We start from the raw sequence: 16,972 nt of genomic DNA on the forward strand, positions 1-16,972 counted from the left end.
ATCGGGGTAGCTCTCATTGCCAGCCTACTAGGACGCACTGGCACCGGCGGGCAGGCAGGTGGAGGATGGGCGCATGGCGGAACATGGAAGTCGCACGCAGTTTGCTGTTGCCGGCTGGCTCTTCGGGTCCGTCAGTGTTGTCCTGGGCCTGGTCATCCATGCTCTGTCCGGCCATCCCGTGCCTGCGTTGCCGATCGTCGTCGCCACCGCCGCGCTGCTGAGCCTGGCCGGCACAGTGGTCACCCGCATCGGCGTTCCGAATTGGGCCTTGCTGGTGTTGGCCGGGGTGGGACAGCAGGTCATTCACTGGGCATTCGCATTATTTTCCAATCCATTGGCCACCACCACTCCGGCCGGCCACGGACATGCAGCCGCAGTGCAGTTCACGGGCCCCGGCCTGCTGCTGGCCGGCGTACCGACCCAGCCCCTGCACGTGCTGCTGTACGCACACGTGGCGGCTGCGCTGCTGACAGGACTGCTTGTTCAGCGGCTGAAGACATCGGACCCGAAGCGGTTCAGCCCGGGGGCCGCGGCGTACCCCAGATAGGGCAGTCCGAAGGTGTCCTCGATGCTGGCCAGCAGGCTGTAGTGGTTGTACAACCGGTCCGAGGTGGTGCCTGCCCTGGCCAGCGGTGACAGCACCAGCGCCCCGATCCGTCCGCCCGCCGCTCCCCCGGGCACCGCAGCATTTGCGCGTTCCTTCCCCTCCGCCTCGTCGAAGGTGATGACCAGCATCCCGTCCTGCTTGTACGCCGGCGAGGCCAGGATCTCCGGAACATGCTCGCGCAGCCACGCGTCCGCCGACACCAGACCGCCTTCCCGCCCGTCAACGCACGGGTTGTCGTGCCCGTCATTGCACAGGTTGGGGCTGATGAAGGACAGGTTCGGTGTGGTGGCCACGGTTCGGAGATCGGCGGCGAGGTTTGCGAAGTCGACGTCGTTGGCCTGGCACTCGGGCGACGACGTGATCCCGGCAAAGTACACGAACGGATTGTGCCGGGTGGCGTACTGGCTGCCCTCCTGCGCGGCACGGTTCGAATCCCGGGCCCCCGGCTCCGGATGGAGGCACGGGGTGCCCATATCCTCCATGTACCCCTTCCAGGTTTTCCCTGCCGCGCTCAATTGGCCGGCAACGGTCTGCACGGACTCGGGGTACACGCAGCCCCGGCCTTTCGCCTGGCCCAGTGATCCCGTGCCGCTCGAGTCAAACGGCTCATAGACCGGGCAGTCGCCCTTGGTGACGGCGTTTGGGCGCTGTCCTGAAATCTGGGCGATGTAGTTGGGCAGGGAGGCATGCCCGATGGCGTAGTACCGGTTCAGCAGCACGCCCTGCGGGCGCAGGGTCTGGGACAAGTACTTTGCGTCTGACTGGCCGTTCCAGACATTCCGGAAGGACTTGTTTTCCAGGTTGATCACGAACACGTGCCCCGGCCTTGCCGCTGTCGGCGACGGCGAGGGACCGGTACCGCAGGCAGCAAGGCCCGTGAGGGCGGCCACCGCCAGCAGGGCACCCGGGAGGAGCCTCCGCCCAGCCGGGCTGTGCCGGCGCCACCCGGGGAGGAGCCGCCCGTGGCGGCCGCGCCCCGTAAGGCGCCACCTGTTAATCAGGGCAGCTCGCATTGAATCCTGCCTTCTGCAGCAGCGGTGGTACGCGGTCCAGGTTTTAGGTGCAAGCTCCATGCTGGCACCGCTGTCCCGGCAGCAGTATGAAAGAAAGCTGGGAGTTGTTTGGGAGGGCGCACCATGGTCCTCCGGAAGGCGGGTTGGCTCACGTGTTAAGTTGAATTGGTGGGACAGACCTGTCCTGCGCGCCAGCCTGAGAGAGCCAACACGTGGAATCGCCTTCACCAGTCCGAATCCTGACCGTCTGCACGGGCAACATCTGCCGCTCACCCGTGGCGGAACGCCTGCTCCAGGCCGGCCTTGACCAGGTGCTCCCCGGCGGCTTCGAGGTGCGCAGCGCCGGAACCCGTGCCCTGGTGGGCGAGCCTGTCCAGCCGCTCTCCGCGGACATCATCCATACCTTCGGCGGCACGGCGGAGGGCTTCGCGGCACGCCAGCTGTCGGGCAAGATTCTTCGGAACGTTGACCTGGTCCTCACCATGACGTCGGGGCACCGGGGCGAGGTGCTGCAGCTGGATGCCTCGCTGCTGAAGCGCACCTTCACTATCCGCGAGTTCGCCAGGATGCTCGATGTCCTGGAGGAGCGTGAGGACCCAGCACACCGGAACGGCGGCCTTAATGGTGAACGGCTCGCGGCCAACACCAAGCTGTGGCGCAAGCTTCCCGCCAAGGCAGCATCCGTGCGGCACCTCGCGCTGGCCCCGGACGCCGCAGACAACGACGTCGTCGACCCCTACCGCCGTAGCGACGAGTACTACCGGCAGATGGAAGACGAACTGGCCCCGGCGATCATCTCCATCCTGCGTTTCGCCCGGCTGAACGCGCCCTCCTAAACCCGGCCGGCCGCCGTCGTTCTCACGAGCGACTTTTGGTGGTACCGTCCGATCATGAAATCCCGGAACAGTCCGGGAGCAGGGGGCAACGGCGACCCCGCTCCAGGCGCCAATGGCGGCGCCAAACCCAAGCGGACCATACGCAACGTAGTTTTGGCAGGGCTGCTCGGGATTGCCTTGGTGGCCGGCGGCTTCCTCTTCAATGTGGCGCAGATCTGGAATACCCAGACCGCCAAGACAGAGATCAGCGCGGCACCTGAAAGCCCGCCGCAGACAGCCGCTGCCTCGCCCAGCAAACCGGCGGCCAAACCGGTGAAACCGGCGCCAAAACCGGTGAAGCCACCACCCCCGCCCACGCTGCCCATGAATATCCTGCTCATCGGCAGCGATCACCGTAAAGGCGACGCCCCCACGCCCAATGGCCTGCCGAACCAGCGTTCGGACGTCATGATTCTCGTGCACCTCGCGGCCGACGGCCGACACGCCTACGGCATTTCGCTCATGCGCGACCTGTGGGTTCCGATCCCTGGATACGGCGAAGCCAAGATCAATGCCTCGCTGGAGCAGGGCGGTATGCCGCTCGCCGTGAAAACAGTGGAGTCGCTGTTCGGGCAGAAGATCCAGCACGCCGTCATGATCGATTTTGAAGGCTTCAGGGGCATCACCGATGCGCTCGGCGGCGTGGATGTGAACAATCCGGTGGAGTTCACGGCCAGCTTCGACACTCACCAGCACTTCCCCGCCGGCGTGATCAAGCTCCAGGGCCAGCGTGCCCTCGAGTTCGTCCGCGAGCGCTACGCGTTTGCCGACGGCGACTTCCACCGGGTCGCCAACCAGCAGCTGTTCCTGCGCTCCACCCTGGCCAAGCTGCTCTCCGCCCGCACGCTGACCAACCCGGTGACGCTGTACAAGCTGGTCGATACGGCGTCGAAGTACATCACTGTGGACAAGGGCCTCAACGCCACCGCCATGGCCAGCCTCGTGTACAGCTTGCGGAATGTCCGGATGCAGGACGCGGTGTTCTTCACGCTTCCGACCGCGGGCTTTGGAACAAGCACCGATGGACAGTCAATCATCGTGCCGGACTATGGGGCCGCCGCCGCTGTGGGCGCCGCCCTGGGGCAGGACCGGGTGGCGCAGTACGCCGCCACGCTGGGGAAGTGAGACGCTCGCAGAGAAGGGGAGTTCGATGAGAAAACTTTTATGGATCATCGTTGCCGTAGCGGTGGCGTTTTTCATCGTGGGGGCCGTCATCAAGGCGGTGGCCTTCCTGCTGTGGGTGGCGCCGGTCCTCCTGCTGGCAGCCGTGCTGGTGTTCTTCCTCAACCGCTCGGGCGGCCAACGCATCCCCTGACCCTTCCTCACGTCCTGCAGGTTTTTGGCCAACCCTTCCTCACGTCCTGCACGTTTCGGGCCAGCGCTTCCTCACCTCCTGCACGTTTCGGCCACACCCTTCCTCACTAGCCGAGTGAGGAAGCGTGCGGCGCGTTATGCGGCCGGTGGTTACTCTGCTGACATTCCGGGTACGGCACTAGTAACGTGGAAAATTCGCAGGGCCTAGGCTGAACGGGAGTGCAATCGTGGGACAGAATGGAACCTCCGCTGACGGAACGCACAAGGATGCCCCGGTACCCGGTGCCTGGACCGCCGGTGCCGTGGAACTCATCCTGATCCGACACGGCGAGAGCCAGGGCAACGTGGCCGCCACCGACGCAACGGTTTCCGGCGCCGAGGTGATCGCGGTCCCGGCCCGTGATGCCGACGTCGAGCTCTCCTCCACAGGACGGGAGCAGGTGGCGGCACTGGGCCGCGCATTGGCGGAGGTTCCCGAGGACCGGCGGCCCGACGTCGTCATTTCCTCCCCGTACATGCGCGCCTACCAGACGGCGGAGATCGCCGTGGAGACGGCGGGCTGGCCCGTCCCCGTCCGCTCGGACGAGCGCCTTCGCGACCGCGAACTGGGCATCCTTGACATGCTTACCGCCTTTGGCGTGGAAACCCGGCTTCCCCAGGAAGCAGAACGACGGCGGTGGCTGGGCAAGTTCTATCTACCGCCCGCCGGGCGGGGAATCCTGGGCGGACGTGGCACTGCGGCTGCGCTCCGTGATCGGGGAACTGAACGCGCTGGGCAGCGGCCACCGGGTGATGCTGGTCTGCCACGACGCCGTCGTCATGCTGTTCCGCTACATCCTCGAAGGCATGTCCGAACGGGAGCTGCTGGACGTGGCCGCCAGCACCCCGGTCCTGAACGCCTCGCTGACCCGCTATGTGCGGCCGGACGGTGTGGGCCCGTGGACGCTGGACAGTTTCAACGTGGCCGACCACCTTATGGAGCAGGGCGTTGAAGTGACCGAACACTCCGGGGACGCCAATGTCCACCCGCGCTGAGCCTGCCAGAGTGTCTGCCGCCGACAGTGCCGCCGGCACGGCCGCCACCCTGATCACGCCGACGCTGCTGCGGAGCTGGCCGCTGCCCTCGGCGGGTTCCGACAAATACTCCCGCGGCGCGGTGCTGGTCATCGGCGGCGGCCGGCGCACCCCGGGTGCCGCATTGCTCGCCGGCACCGCCGCACTTCGCGCCGGAGCCGGCCGGGTGACCCTGGCCGTAGCGGAGTCAGTGGCCGTTCAGCTGGCGGTGACGCTGCCGGAGGCAGGGGTAATCGGACTGCCCCAATCCGCAGGCGGTTCCGTGGGTGATGCGGGGCTGGAAAACCTGCTCGAGGACTTCGATGCTGCCGATGCCGTGCTGATCGGCCCGGGGCTGGACGACATCGAGCAGACCGAGGCGCTCCTCCGTAGGCTGCTGCGGCATGAGTCCTCCCGGGATCCGGGTGATGCTCCGACGGTTGTGCTCGACGCCTACGCCCTGGGTGCCCTCCCCCGGCTGCTTGACGAACTGAGCCCCTGGGCGGGGCGGCTGATCCTCACGCCGAACCCCACCGAGGGCGCGATCCTGCTGGGCCGGGATACCGGGGACTTGGCGGCCGACGTCGTCGAGCTCGCCCGGAAGTACCGGGCGGTGGTGAGCTGCCAGGGCGTCATCGCCGGGCCTCCCGGTGTGGGGAACCCCGACGGCGGCGCACCGGTAGACGTCTCCCCGGGCGTCGATTCCCCGGACACCGGAGACCACTGGGAAATCACCACCGGATACGGCGGGCTAGGGACTTCCGGCAGCGGCGACATTCTGGCGGGTGCGATTGCCGGGCTCCGCGCGCGGGGCACCAGCGACGCCCAGGCCGCCTGTTGGGGCACGCACCTTCACGCCGCGGCAGGCGACCGGCTCGCCAGCCGGGTGGGCAGCCTGGGCTATCTGGCCCGGGAACTGGCTGGCGAACTGCCCCCGCTCATGATGGAGCTGGCCACCTAGGCTGCCTGGGCCGCTGAGACCGGCGGCTCACTTCATCGATTTCAGGATGGACCGGAGGGACGCAGCGGCCTTGGTGGCTGCGGCCTGCGGCTCTGCCCGGCCCGCTGCAACGTCGCTGACGGCATTGGCTATGGGCAGTTGGTTCAGAGCAGCAGCCGCAAGATCGCCATGGCCCTGGACAATCCCCCAGTGCTCCAGGTCCTCGGAGCCCTGCAGCACGGTGGAGAGGACGTCCTTTCCGTAGACGCTGCCGAACCGCTCAGTCCTTCCCGTTGCCACGGGAATGGACATCCAGGCCTCCGCGTACTCGGCCGGATTTGCAGCGCTGCCTGAGCGCACGGGAACCCGTTCCTCCGGTGCGATTGCCAGCCAGTCGGCATAGCCGTCGGTCAGGAAGTACTCCACGAACCGGCGGGCAGGTTCGGTGTCCGAATCAGCCGTCACGGTCCACGAGATCACTTCACCGAAGTGGGCCGGCCGCTGTCCGTCGGGCCCCCGGAGACCGGTAACTACCCCGGTGTTCCGCGCCAGGAACAGTGGGTCCTTGGTGCACTCGGGGCAGCTGGGCCGGGCGTCGACGCGGGTGCCGGCCAGCTCATCCAGCATGTTCGTGGGCCAGATGGCCATGGCGGCCTTGCCCGCGAAGTATGCGGTCCGCACCGTATCAACATCCTGGGTGCCCGGCGCCGAGTAGTTTCTGAGCAGGTCGCGGTAGAAGGCGAGCGCGGCCACGCACTGCGGGCTGTCGAACGTGACGCGGCCAGCAGCATCCACCATCTCGCAGCCGTTTCCCTGCGCGACGTTCTCAAAGGACTGCTGCGTGAACGCCTGCCCGGTCTTGTTGGCCGCGACAATTCCTGCGAGCGCCGGGGAATCCAGTTTCCTGGCCGCGGCCATGATGTCCGCGTACGTCCGGGGGGCCTTCAATCCAGCCTGGGCGAAGAGGTCCTTGCGGTAGTAGATCAGCTGCTGCCAGGCGGAGCCGGGAATGGCCAACTGATGGCCGTTCTCGCGCGTCAGTTCGAGTGCGCGGGCGGTCCACGTTTGTTCCCCGAGGTTTTGCACTATGTCCGCGTTTGTTTTGTAGTTGATGTGGCGGGACGCCGCCATGGTCCGGACCTGTCCCAGCGACAGGGAAGCCATCACGTCGGGAAGGTCACCCGAGGCGGCCGAGGACGTCAGGACCTGGTTGAAGCGGTGCGGGGGCACACCCACAAGGTCAGCCTTGATGCCTGTGGCCGCGGTGAAATCCTCGATGACAACCCGAAGCTTGGCCATGCGGTCCGGAAGCGTCTCGGTGGTCCAGACCGTGATGTTGTGGTGGTCGGCGTCGGCGCTTGGTGCGGGTGGTTGACCGTTGCCGGACGTGCAGGACACCAAGAAGGCCGCCGCCAAGGACACCGCCGCTAGAACGCCCGCCCTGACGTGGCCTCTGGTCCTATTCACCTGGCGCTCCTGCCAAACGGTGCCGCAGTATGAATGCACGCCGGGCGACGAAACCCCGCGCACAACTGGGAGACCTGTGTTTAAAGCGTATCCAATTGCTCCCCCGCTGTCAGTAGGGCGGGGCTTCCGCGGCGCTCAGGGTGCACAAAGGGACGGCCCCCGCTCGTTGAGCCGGAGACCGTCCGCGAGAGGATCCGGATGCTGCTGCCGTGCGCTGTTTGGCGCGGTGGCGTGCTCCCGGGCTAACCGCCCTTCTGGCAGCCGATTTGAAGCCCCGGGTCCTCCCGTTCCCCGCCAGCCGCATCGGCTGGCCGTAGATGTTTTATAGCACCCCGCCCTTTACGCCACAAGGGTTCGGCGGGGCTTTTTTCCTTGCGGATATCCCGCCGCCGGGGCAGGATTTTCAAGGCGTACGACGGCGGCCGGCCGGCTGTTCCACGGCGTCTCCGCATGCTGGGGGTGCTATTGCTCGGCCCGGCAGGGCGGGAGTATTTTAAGCGTGGGATCGAGCTCAAGCAGCAGGGCACCGATGCCCCCTTAACAGGAGCACGTCAATGACGACTATCTCCAACGCCCAACTGCCCGGCGAAGCGCAGCGTCCCTCCGGCGACCCCTTGTGGTGTTCGGAGTGCGAGACGGATGAGCACCTGATCGTCGAGTCGATCGAGGCCCTTCATCCCCCTCAGGACGGCTTAGTGGACGTGTCCTACACCTGCGTTGAATGCGACCACTTCTATGCCCACCCGGCCGGCGTCCACGACGTCGCAGGTGTGCTGAACCGGCACGGCCAGGTAATGGGGGTGCTGCAATTCGGCGGCGAATACTTCCACTGCGGCGCGCCGATGACGTCGGTCAGTTCGGGAACCAGCAGCATTTTCGGCTCGGAGCTGGGCCGGCACCGGACCATCCACGACGTGCATCTACCCACCCGGCTGCTGCACTGCGTCTGCGGGTTCCAGATGGAAGTGCCGGACTGAGAACAGGGACCCCGCACTGAACAAGGACCCCGCACTGACCGCGGGCAGGTTGGCAGGGAGCGGCGGCAGCCCGCCGTCGTACGGGCTACGAAGGTGAGGAGAACGGCAATGTCCATCCTGGCACGCGACATCATGACCGGCGGGGCAGAGTGCATCGGCGCCAACGAAACCCTGGAGCAGGCGGCCAGGAAGATGAAGGACCTCGACGTTGGTTCCCTCCCGATCTGCGGCGAAGACAACCGGCTCAAGGGCATGCTCACCGACCGGGACATCGTGGTCCGATGCCTGGCCGAAGGCGGCGACCCCAAGAGCACCAAGGCGGGCGATCTCGCCGAAGGCAAGCCCGTGACCATCGGCGCCGACGACACTGTGGAGGAAGCAATCAGGACCATGCAGCAGCACCAGGTGCGCAGGCTGCCGGTCATCGACGGCCACGACCTGGTCGGAATGCTCAGCCAGGCCGATATTGCGAGGAACTACCCGGAGGACCGGGTGGGCGAACTGGTGGAGTTCATCTCCTACTGAGCGCCGGACTGGGTGTCAGGCTGCCCGCCGCCGGAATCGGGCTGCCCACCGCCGCTGCCGGCAGGATCGGGATCGGCAGGCTCGGGGTCGGCAGGTTCGGGGTCGGCAGGTTCGGTGGGCGAAATCTGGGCGTCAGGGTACACCTGCTCGGGCGGTCGCCGTAATAGCGGGCGAGCCAGCGGCACAGCCCGTCGAGGCCGGGAAACAGCACACGTTCGGTGACGTTTGCTTGGTCCAGGTGGTTCCGGATGGCCCATTTCAACTCAGCCGGAAACACCACCTTGCGGTACAGCTCCGGATGTTCCGCAAGCCAGTCCGCCAGCGAAGCCTCCGGGTCCGTCATGATCGAGAACACGGCGGACTGCTTGACGATCCGGTCATCCAGTGACGGAGGTTCAAAGAACAGCGGGACGCCGCCGCCGTCGTCGGACCTGTATTCATCGAAGTCTTCCAGCGACTCAGCGGCAGCGGTGAGGATCTCGGTGGTGAACAGGCCATGGCCCAGCGGCTCCACATGGGTCCGAAGGCCCGACGGCAGCAGCTCGTGCGCCGCCACGTAGTCCACGCACCAGACCACACCGGGCCGCCCGTAGCCCCGCGGGTTCGAGGCGGCGAAGTGGAGGGCAACGTACGGGGAAAACGTCCAGTCGAGCAGGCGGGTGGGAAGTCCGTGGTGTTGCGCAACGCTCAGCCAGTTCCAGAGCGAATCGCCGGGGGTGGCATTCCGGTGGGCGTACTTCTTGAAATCGCGCAGCAGGTGCTGCTCCAGGTCTCCTGCGGCTTCAGCCTGCAGCCTGGCGAGGCCGGTCTCCGAGGAGAGGCCGCGGTAGGCGATGTTGACGCGGACTTGGCCTCCGACGGCTGCCACTGGTCCTGGGTGAGGGCAAAGACCAGCTCCTGAAGATCTCCAACTTGGACTTCCTGCCCGTTTCCCGCAGAAACCCCTTTGAGCTGGGCCAACACAAGTTGCGCTGGGTACTTATCTTCAGATACTAATCATGCTTACTATATTCATGCCAGCAACGGACAACCCAGGAGAATCTATGCGCAGAGTGCTTGCCACCTTCACCGCCGTACTTGCGCTTGCCGGTGCCGGACTTTCGCTCGCTGCGCCGTCGTATGCAGGGCCATCCCCTGGGGCCGCAACAGCGGCTGTCCAGGCCGGGCCAGTTCAAGCTGTCCCGTCCAGACGGGTACGTCCGAAGCAGCCGGAACGCCGGCGCCCACCGGAACGTCGTCCCCGTCCGCAACCCCGTCGGAGCCTCCGGCCAACCCAGGCACAGGAGAACCGGCCGAATCGGAAGCCAACCGCCTCGAGTACGCCCCGTACGTCATCGCGGCGGTGCTGATTGTCACCCTCATCATCATCTTTGTCTGGCGACGCCGCCGCGGGAACAAAACCGTGGTCTAAGCGCCGCCACGAACGGGCTTCCTTATCAGGGCAAATCAGAGTAGCCGTTTCACCAATTCCAATAAAGGAGTAGGCGCCATGACCACAATGAACAGCGCGGCCGGTGCAAGGTCCCGGCTGCAAAGGGCCGCCCAGGCCGTCGGAGCAGTATTCCTGCTCGTCGGCATCCTCGGCTTCATTCCCGGCATCACCACGAACTACCCGTCGCTGGGAATGGCCGGACCCGCCTCCGAAGCCATGCTTCTGGGCGTCTTCCAGGTATCCATCCTGCACAACATTGTCCACCTGCTGTTCGGCGTGGCCGGCCTGCTCATGGCCCGGACGCCGGGACAGGCAAAGAGCTACCTGCTGTACGGCGGGGTCATCTATCTGGTCCTGTGGCTTTATGGCCTGCTGATCGGCCACGACACCGCTGCGAACTTCGTTCCGGTCAATACGGCTGACAACTGGCTGCACTTCCTGCTGGGCGTCGGCATGATCGGACTGGCCCTGCTGCTCTCCCGCAACACCAGTAGGGTCCACGGTCCCGCCACGGGCCATTAATCAGTAAACCTTTTGCGGGGGTGCCGCAGGCGCTATCCTGATGCCGTCGGTTCTGTGAACCGCTCACGGTGTTGCCGGCACCCCCGCACCAAACGGGGCAATGAAGCGCGATGCCGGGGAGTGGCAGAAGATGACCGCATATCAGCAACCAGCCAGCACCACCACCACTGAGGCTCCTCGGGTGGTGCCCCGCCGAAAAGGCAACATGGTGGTCAAGTGGATCACCTCCACGGACCACAAGACCATCGGGTACATGTACCTGATCGCGTCCTTCGTCTTCTTCTGCCTCGGCGGTGTGATGGCTTTGCTCATCCGCGCCGAACTCTTCGAACCCGGCATGCAGGTGCTGGTGACGAAGGAGCAGTACAACCAGATGTTCACCATGCATGGCACGGTGATGCTGCTGATGTTTGCCACACCGCTGTTCGCCGGCTTCACCAACGTGATCATGCCCCTGCAGATCGGCGCGCCGGACGTCGCGTTCCCGCGGCTGAACGCGCTGGCCTTCTGGTTCTTCCTGTTCGGCTCCACCATTGCGGTGTCTGGGTTCATCACCCCGCAGGGTTCCGCCTCCTTCGGATGGACGGTGTACGCGCCCCTCAACAACACCACGTTTACGCCGGGCATTGGCGGTGACCTGTGGGTCTTCGGACTGGCACTCTCCGGCTTCGGCACCATCCTCGGCGCGGTCAACTTCATTACCACCATCATCTGCATGCGTGCCCCCGGCATGACCATGTGGCGCATGCCGATCTTCACCTGGAACACCTTCATCACCTCGGTGCTGGTGATCATGGCCTTCCCGCCCCTGGCCGCCGCGCTGTTCGCCGTCGGTGCGGACCGGCGCTTCGGCGCCCACATCTACGACCCCGAGAACGGCGGGGCGATCCTGTTCCAGCATCTGTTCTGGTTCTTCGGGCACCCGGAGGTGTACATCATCGCCCTGCCGTTCTTCGGCATCGTGTCCGAGATCTTCCCGGTCTTCAGCCGCAAGCCGATCTTCGGATACAAGGGCCTGGTCTACGCGACCATCGCCATCGCCGCCCTGTCGGCCACGGTCTGGGCGCACCACATGTACGTCACCGGCTCTGTGCTGCTCCCGTTCTTTGCGCTCATGACCATGTTCATCGCGGTCCCCACCGGCGTGAAGTTCTTCAACTGGATCGGGACCCTCTGGGGCGGTTCTTTGACGTTCGAGACCCCTATGCTGTGGAGCATCGGCTTCCTCATCACGTTCCTCTTCGGCGGCCTGACCGGCATCATCCTGGCCTCCCCGCCGCTGGACTTCCACGTCTCCGACTCCTACTTCGTGGTGGCACACTTCCACTACGTGGTGTTCGGCACCGTGGTGTTCGCGATGTTCGCCGGCTTCTACTTCTGGTGGCCGAAGTGGACGGGCAAGATGCTCAATGAGCGCCTGGGCAAGATCCACTTCTGGATGCTGCTCGTGGGCTTCCATGCCACGTTCCTGATCCAGCACTGGCTCGGAGTCGAGGGCATGCCCCGCCGCTACGCCGACTACATGCCGCAGGACAACTTCATGGCCATGAACCAGTTCTCCACGATTGGCTCGTTCCTGCTGGGCGCCTCGCTGATTCCGTTCTTCTGGAACGTCTTTATCACCGCCAGGAGCCGGGAAAAGGTGGAAGTGGACGATCCGTGGGGCTTCGGCGCCTCGCTTGAGTGGGCCACGTCCTGCCCGCCGCCACGGCACAACTTCACGTCCCTGCCGCGCATCCGCTCCGAACGACCCGCCCTGGACCTGCACCATCCCGAGCTGCGCGTCCGCGAGCACGACGCCGTGCACACCCCTGTTGCTGACGCCCTCGGTGCTGCAGACATCGGCGAGCGTGACATGAGGAACCCTAACCCGGACGTCTGATTCGGCGGCTCCTGGCACGGCGGTTCCTGACATTCAGCGGCCGCTGCCGCAAGCACTTTCCGGCACAGACCGAGGCCCCGGACTCCTTGGGGAATCCGGGGCCTCACTGTGTTCCTACGTAGCTGTGTTAACTGCGTTCAGTTCTAGTGACTGGGTTCAGCTCTGGTGACTGTGCAGTCAGCTAACCTATGGCCCGGCTCAAGCAGCCGCCGCGACCGGGAAGCGGCGCGCTCCGGCGCCCATGCCGCCGTCGGCCGGGGCCAGGACGCGAACATTGCATTCGGACTGCTGCGGATCGATGGAACGCGGCAGGTGGTGGGTTTTGGAGCATTCCCGCAGCTGTTCAAGTGCGACGGGTTCCACACGGGCGTGGCTGACATCGACGACGAGCTGCAGGCCCTGACGGAGGTGGTTGGCGCGCTTCATAACGACGTAAAGAGCTTGGATGCTTTGGGCGGTTACATGTCCCTGGGCGGCGACCTGAGCCTCACCGCAGTCAAGGTCCACGCGGACCAGTACCTTGAGCTTCTGGTTCAAAACTTCTCCCCTCATGCGCGGCCGCGACGCTGCGACCGGATCTAACCCTAGCCTGCATGTGACTCAGGTAACAGGAAAATCCCGAATGTTGCGGAAATGGGACCTTTCTCCTGCCGTTCCGAGTGGCCGTTCGACGCGCCCTTGGTCCGGAGACACGCAAATGGTCCGGCGAGACGGGGATTCCCGTCTCGCCGGACCATTTGCGCGTCCCCAGGTTGTTTGCGCGGCCTCAGCTAACTGCGGGTCGGGTCAGGGCGCAGTGGCTCGGGCCCCGGGTCCGGCACCGGAAGCGGGCCGGGCGGCTCGGGCGTGGGAATGGGGTTCGGCGGCGTGGGACGGGACGGGTCCGGCCGCATTGGATCGGGTCCGGGCTCCGGCGGGAACGGCTCTGGTTCGTGCACTGGCGGGATGGTCATGCTTCCCCCTCAAAGGCTCGTGTGGGTTCCTTATTGCTGACGCGAGTTCAGGATACGCCCGGCGCCGGAGCGGGGACAGGGCCCCGCCAGGCATGCTGGGAGCGTCAAAAAGCAGCTTCTCCCCCGGTAGCGAACGGCGGTCCAAATGTCATAGCGGCTCTATATATTGAGGGAATGACCCACACTCCGCTGCAGCAACCCTCAAGCTCCTCCGCCGCTGCCACGCCCCGGCCGCCCGTCGCCAAGAGGGTGCCGGCCGAGCGCACGCACCACGGGGATACCTTCCTGGACCAGTATGAGTGGCTGCGGGACAAGGAGTCCGAGGAGGTTGTGGAGCACCTGAAGGCAGAGAATGCGTACCAGGAAGCCCTCACGGCCCACCAGGAACCGCTGCGCGAGGCCATCTTCCAAGAGATCAAGGGCCGTACTAAAGAAACAGACCTGTCCGTTCCCAACCGCAAGGACGGCTGGTGGTACTTCAGCCGGTCCGTCGAGGGCAAGGAATACGGCATCCAGTGCCGGGTCCTCGCCCAAAACACCGGCAATCCGGTGGCGGACTGGACACCGCCGGCGGTGGAGGCCGGCGTCGAGATTCCCGGCGAGGAAGTCCTGCTGGACGGCAACGTGGAAGCCGAAGGCAAGCCGTTCTTCTCGGTGGGCGGCACAGCCGTCACCATAGACGGAAACCTCTACGCCTACGCCGTGGACAACTCCGGCGACGAGCGGTTCACCCTGCGCATCAAGGACCTGCGGACCGGCGAACTGCTGCCGGACGTCATCGAGAACGTCTTCTACGGGGTTTCCTTCTCCCCGGACGGCACCCGTATCTTCTACACCGTAGTGGACGATTCCTGGCGCCCGTACCAGGTCAAGTCGCACGTTCTGGGCACCCCGGTCACCGACGACGAGGTGATTTACCAGGAGGACGACGCCGCCATGTGGCTGGGCTTTGAGCTCTCCTCGGACCGGCGTCACCTCGTGCTCGGCATCGGCTGCTCCGAGTACAGCGAAACGCGCCTGCTGCGCTTTGACCACCCTGACGCCGGCCTGTCCACCGTCATCTCCCGCAACGAACGCGTCCTTTACGAGGCTGAGCCGTTCCTGCTCGAGGGCCCGGACGGGAAGAAAACGGAACGCATCCTCATCACCCACAACCGCAACGCCGTGAACTCGATGGTCTCTTTGGTGGACCCGGCCGAGCTGTCCAAGCCGCTGGCCGAGCAGCACTGGGACACCGTCGTCGAGCATTCCGACGACGTCCGGGTCAACGGGGCGGGGGTCACCGCCACGCACCTCGTGCTCTCGATCCGGAAGGACACCATCGAGCGCGTCCAGGTGATGCCTCTGTCCGGGCTGGGAACCGCCGCCCAGCAGGCTCCGGTGGAACCGGCATTTGACGAGGAGCTGTACACCTCCGGGGTGGGCGGCTCCGACTACGAGGCTCCCGTCATCCGGCTCGGCTACACGTCCTACTTCACGCCGTCGCGCGTGTACGACTTCGTCCTTCCCACCCCGGAGCGGCCGGCCGGCGAACTGCTGCTGCGCAAGGAAAGCCCGGTGCTGGGCGGCTACGACGGTTCCGACTACGTGGCCACCCGGGAGTGGGCCGAGGCCGCCGACGGCACCCGGGTCCCGCTGTCGGTGCTGCGGCACAAAGCCGTTGCCCGGGATTCGACGGCGGCCGGCCTGGTCTACGGCTACGGCTCATACGAGCTGAGCATGGACCCGGGCTTCGGCATCGCCCGGCTTTCACTGCTGGACCGCGGGGTTGTGTTCGTCATCGCCCACATCCGCGGCGGTGGCGAACTCGGCCGCCACTGGTACGAGGACGGCAAGAAGCTCAGCAAGAAGAACACGTTCACAGACTTCATCGCGGCCACAGACTGGCTGGCGGAGTCCGGCTGGGTGGCACCGGACCGGATCGCCGCGCTGGGTGGATCCGCGGGCGGCCTGCTCATGGGCGCGGTGGCCAACCTCGCCCCGGAGAAGTACACCGCCATCGTGGCGCAGGTTCCGTTTGTTGATCCCCTCACCAGCATTCTGGACCCGGAGCTGCCCCTGTCGGCCCTCGAGTGGGAGGAATGGGGCAACCCGATCACCGATCCCGCGGTGTATGAGTACATGAAGTCGTACACGCCGTACGAGAATGTCCGCGAGGTGGCCTATCCGAAAATCGCGGCGGTGACGTCCTTCAACGACACCCGTGTGCTCTACGTGGAACCGGCCAAGTGGGTGCAGGAACTGCGGAACAAGACCACGGGCAGCGAGCCGATAGTGATGAAGATTGAAATGGACGGCGGCCATGGCGGGGCCTCGGGCCGATATGTGCAGTGGCGCGAGCGGGCCTGGGACTACGGCTTCATTGCGGATTCGCTGGGAGCCACAGAGCTGCTGCCCGGCGCCGGGCTCAAATAGCCGATCCATTGCTCCGGAAGTGCCCTTTTGAACACTCAGAAGGGCATTTTCGGAGCAATGGATGGGGTTTTCGGGGGTTCCTGCCTCACTGAGGTGTTTCCAGAAAGCTGGGGTGTTTCCAGAAAATAGTAATCCTGCTTACTATTGACGGGCATACGGGCTCGGTGCACCTGTCCGCTGGGGGCGGGGAAGCCGACGCCGGAACTGGAGCATCGCGTGAGCAATGAACAGGGATTGACCCCGCTTTCCGACGACGAACTCAACGCGCAGTCGGGCACTGCCCTGCCGGACAAGGAAGTCGCGTCCGTACTCGATCTCAACGCCGACCTCGACCTGGGGATCAGCGCCGCCGCGCCGATCGACCTTGCCGTGGCGGCCAACGCCAACGTCGCAGCCCCGATAGACGCGGCCGCTTCGGCCAACATCCTGTCCTTCGGGTCGGAATCGCAGGCCCTCGCCGACCAGGGCGTCATCATCGACCAGGGAATCACGGCGGATGCCACGGCAGACTCCGTGCAGGACAGCACCATCACCCAGGGGTCCGGTGTTGACGGTGGAAATGTCGACGGCGGGACGCCGGAAGCGGCGGGCACAGGTACGGCCGCAACAGGCACCGAGGCGGCCGGTGCAGGCACTGGAGACGCCACAGCATTGCCCGAAGGCACGCTCCCCGAAGGCACGTTGCCTGACGGCACGCTTCCTGACGGCACAGGCGTCGGTGCCCTGCCCGTCGATCCGGCCGACGCCCTCGACGGAGACCTGCTCAATGTCAACGTGGATCTCGCGGCCGACGCCGACATCGCCGCCCCGATCAACGGCGCCGTGGCCGCCAACGCCAACGTTGCCGCGCCCATCGACGCCGCAGTTGCAGCCAATATCGGCTCGATCGACAGCGACGCCTTCGCCGTGGCCCAGCAGGACGCCATCATCACGCAGGACATCGACGGTGAGGCAACCGCATCGGCAGATCAGCAGTCCGATCTGCAGCAGTAGTTCC

Annotated in this window: 15 protein-coding genes and 1 pseudogene; 13 read left to right on the forward strand and 3 right to left on the reverse strand. The window is 65.6% G+C overall.

Features of this window, described 5'->3' with window-relative positions; genetic code table 11:
• Window positions 1-73 precede the first annotated feature (73 nt).
• A complete protein-coding gene (locus ACHMXB_RS12875; protein ID WP_395398809.1) occupies window positions 74-547 on the forward strand; it encodes a hypothetical protein in 474 nt (157 codons plus the stop codon).
• On the opposite strand, the gene ACHMXB_RS12880 is transcribed toward ACHMXB_RS12875, so the two are convergent.
• On the reverse strand, window positions 484-1,620 hold the full coding sequence (locus ACHMXB_RS12880) for an alkaline phosphatase family protein (RefSeq protein WP_395398811.1): 1,137 nt from the start codon (window positions 1,618-1,620) through the stop codon (window positions 484-486). The genes ACHMXB_RS12875 and ACHMXB_RS12880 overlap by 64 nt on opposite strands.
• A 212-nt stretch (window positions 1,621-1,832) precedes the next feature.
• Between ACHMXB_RS12880 and ACHMXB_RS12885 the strand changes: the two genes are divergently transcribed.
• The 5 genes and pseudogenes from ACHMXB_RS12885 to ACHMXB_RS12905 all read left to right on the forward strand — a co-directional run bounded on the left by ACHMXB_RS12885 (window position 1,833) and on the right by ACHMXB_RS12905 (window position 5,823).
• Window positions 1,833-2,456, forward strand: a complete 624-nt coding sequence (locus ACHMXB_RS12885; RefSeq protein ID WP_395398813.1) for a low molecular weight phosphatase family protein — start codon at window positions 1,833-1,835, stop codon at window positions 2,454-2,456.
• A 54-nt stretch (window positions 2,457-2,510) separates the two neighbouring features.
• The gene (locus ACHMXB_RS12890; protein WP_395398815.1) at window positions 2,511-3,620 is read left to right on the forward strand and encodes an LCP family protein; all 1,110 of its coding nucleotides are present in this window, start codon (window positions 2,511-2,513) and stop codon (window positions 3,618-3,620) included.
• A 25-nt stretch (window positions 3,621-3,645) separates the two neighbouring features.
• A complete protein-coding gene (locus ACHMXB_RS12895) occupies window positions 3,646-3,810 on the forward strand; it encodes a hypothetical protein (protein ID WP_395398817.1) in 165 nt (54 codons plus the stop codon).
• Between the two features lie 301 nt (window positions 3,811-4,111).
• Window positions 4,112-4,844, forward strand: a pseudogene (locus ACHMXB_RS12900) (histidine phosphatase family protein).
• Window positions 4,828-5,823 carry an NAD(P)H-hydrate dehydratase gene (locus ACHMXB_RS12905; protein ID WP_395398819.1) on the forward strand — a complete coding sequence of 332 codons (996 nt, stop codon included), beginning with the start codon at window positions 4,828-4,830 and terminating at the stop codon, window positions 5,821-5,823. Before ACHMXB_RS12900 ends, ACHMXB_RS12905 begins: the two are co-directional and overlap by 17 nt.
• A gap of 27 nt (window positions 5,824-5,850) precedes the next feature.
• Here ACHMXB_RS12905 and ACHMXB_RS12910 read toward each other — a convergent pair whose 3' ends face one another.
• Complete coding sequence (locus ACHMXB_RS12910) at window positions 5,851-7,269, reverse strand: ABC transporter substrate-binding protein (protein ID WP_395398821.1); 1,419 nt, start codon at window positions 7,267-7,269, stop codon at window positions 5,851-5,853.
• A gap of 554 nt (window positions 7,270-7,823) precedes the next feature.
• Here ACHMXB_RS12910 and ACHMXB_RS12915 point away from each other — a divergent pair.
• Both ACHMXB_RS12915 and ACHMXB_RS12920 read left to right on the forward strand, forming a co-directional pair.
• On the forward strand, window positions 7,824-8,246 hold the full coding sequence (locus ACHMXB_RS12915; protein WP_395398823.1) for a hypothetical protein: 423 nt from the start codon (window positions 7,824-7,826) through the stop codon (window positions 8,244-8,246).
• A gap of 108 nt (window positions 8,247-8,354) precedes the next feature.
• Entirely contained in the window at window positions 8,355-8,771 is a 417-nt protein-coding gene (locus ACHMXB_RS12920; RefSeq protein WP_214852658.1) for a CBS domain-containing protein, read from the forward strand.
• Here the strand turns inward: ACHMXB_RS12920 and ACHMXB_RS12925 are convergent.
• Window positions 8,758-9,639: an FRG domain-containing protein gene (locus ACHMXB_RS12925; RefSeq protein WP_395398825.1), complete on the reverse strand. Its 882-nt coding sequence runs from the start codon at window positions 9,637-9,639 to the stop codon at window positions 8,758-8,760. The genes ACHMXB_RS12920 and ACHMXB_RS12925 overlap by 14 nt on opposite strands.
• A gap of 621 nt (window positions 9,640-10,260) precedes the next feature.
• Between ACHMXB_RS12925 and ACHMXB_RS12930 the strand changes: the two genes are divergently transcribed.
• From ACHMXB_RS12930 to ACHMXB_RS12950, 5 genes are all read left to right on the forward strand, one after another.
• Entirely contained in the window at window positions 10,261-10,725 is a 465-nt protein-coding gene (locus ACHMXB_RS12930; RefSeq protein WP_395398827.1) for a DUF4383 domain-containing protein, read from the forward strand.
• 130 nt (window positions 10,726-10,855) lie between these two features.
• A complete protein-coding gene (ctaD, locus tag ACHMXB_RS12935) occupies window positions 10,856-12,607 on the forward strand; it encodes a cytochrome c oxidase subunit I (RefSeq protein WP_395405270.1) in 1,752 nt (583 codons plus the stop codon).
• Window positions 12,608-12,772: 165 nt separating this feature from the next.
• On the forward strand, window positions 12,773-13,189 hold the full coding sequence (locus ACHMXB_RS12940; protein WP_395398829.1) for a hypothetical protein: 417 nt from the start codon (window positions 12,773-12,775) through the stop codon (window positions 13,187-13,189).
• Window positions 13,190-13,734: 545 nt separating this feature from the next.
• Window positions 13,735-15,975 (forward strand): S9 family peptidase, encoded by a 2,241-nt coding sequence (locus tag ACHMXB_RS12945; protein ID WP_395398831.1) that lies wholly within the window; start codon window positions 13,735-13,737, stop codon window positions 15,973-15,975.
• 216 nt (window positions 15,976-16,191) lie between these two features.
• On the forward strand, window positions 16,192-16,968 hold the full coding sequence (locus ACHMXB_RS12950) for a peptidoglycan-binding protein (RefSeq protein WP_395398833.1): 777 nt from the start codon (window positions 16,192-16,194) through the stop codon (window positions 16,966-16,968).
• Window positions 16,969-16,972: the final 4 nt, after the last annotated feature.

It is taken from the genome of Arthrobacter sp. UC242_113, assembly GCF_044054585.1.
Lineage (GTDB): Bacteria > Actinomycetota > Actinomycetes > Actinomycetales > Micrococcaceae > Arthrobacter.

Excerpts from the sequence above, each read along its gene's own strand:
- ctaD (WP_395405270.1), top strand. The coding sequence starts at position 10,856 with ATGACCGCATATCAGCAACCAGCCAGCACCACCACCACTGAGGCTCCT.
- ACHMXB_RS12880 (WP_395398811.1), bottom strand. The coding sequence starts at position 1,620 with ATGCGAGCTGCCCTGATTAACAGGTGGCGCCTTACGGGGCGCGGCCGC.
- ACHMXB_RS12945 (WP_395398831.1), top strand. The coding sequence starts at position 13,735 with ATGACCCACACTCCGCTGCAGCAACCCTCAAGCTCCTCCGCCGCTGCC.
- ACHMXB_RS12895 (WP_395398817.1), top strand. The coding sequence starts at position 3,646 with ATGAGAAAACTTTTATGGATCATCGTTGCCGTAGCGGTGGCGTTTTTC.
- ACHMXB_RS12890 (WP_395398815.1), top strand. The coding sequence starts at position 2,511 with ATGAAATCCCGGAACAGTCCGGGAGCAGGGGGCAACGGCGACCCCGCT.
- ACHMXB_RS12915 (WP_395398823.1), top strand. The coding sequence starts at position 7,824 with ATGACGACTATCTCCAACGCCCAACTGCCCGGCGAAGCGCAGCGTCCC.
- ACHMXB_RS12930 (WP_395398827.1), top strand. The coding sequence starts at position 10,261 with ATGACCACAATGAACAGCGCGGCCGGTGCAAGGTCCCGGCTGCAAAGG.
- ACHMXB_RS12875 (WP_395398809.1), top strand. The coding sequence starts at position 74 with ATGGCGGAACATGGAAGTCGCACGCAGTTTGCTGTTGCCGGCTGGCTC.
- ACHMXB_RS12905 (WP_395398819.1), top strand. The coding sequence starts at position 4,828 with ATGTCCACCCGCGCTGAGCCTGCCAGAGTGTCTGCCGCCGACAGTGCC.
- ACHMXB_RS12920 (WP_214852658.1), top strand. The coding sequence starts at position 8,355 with ATGTCCATCCTGGCACGCGACATCATGACCGGCGGGGCAGAGTGCATC.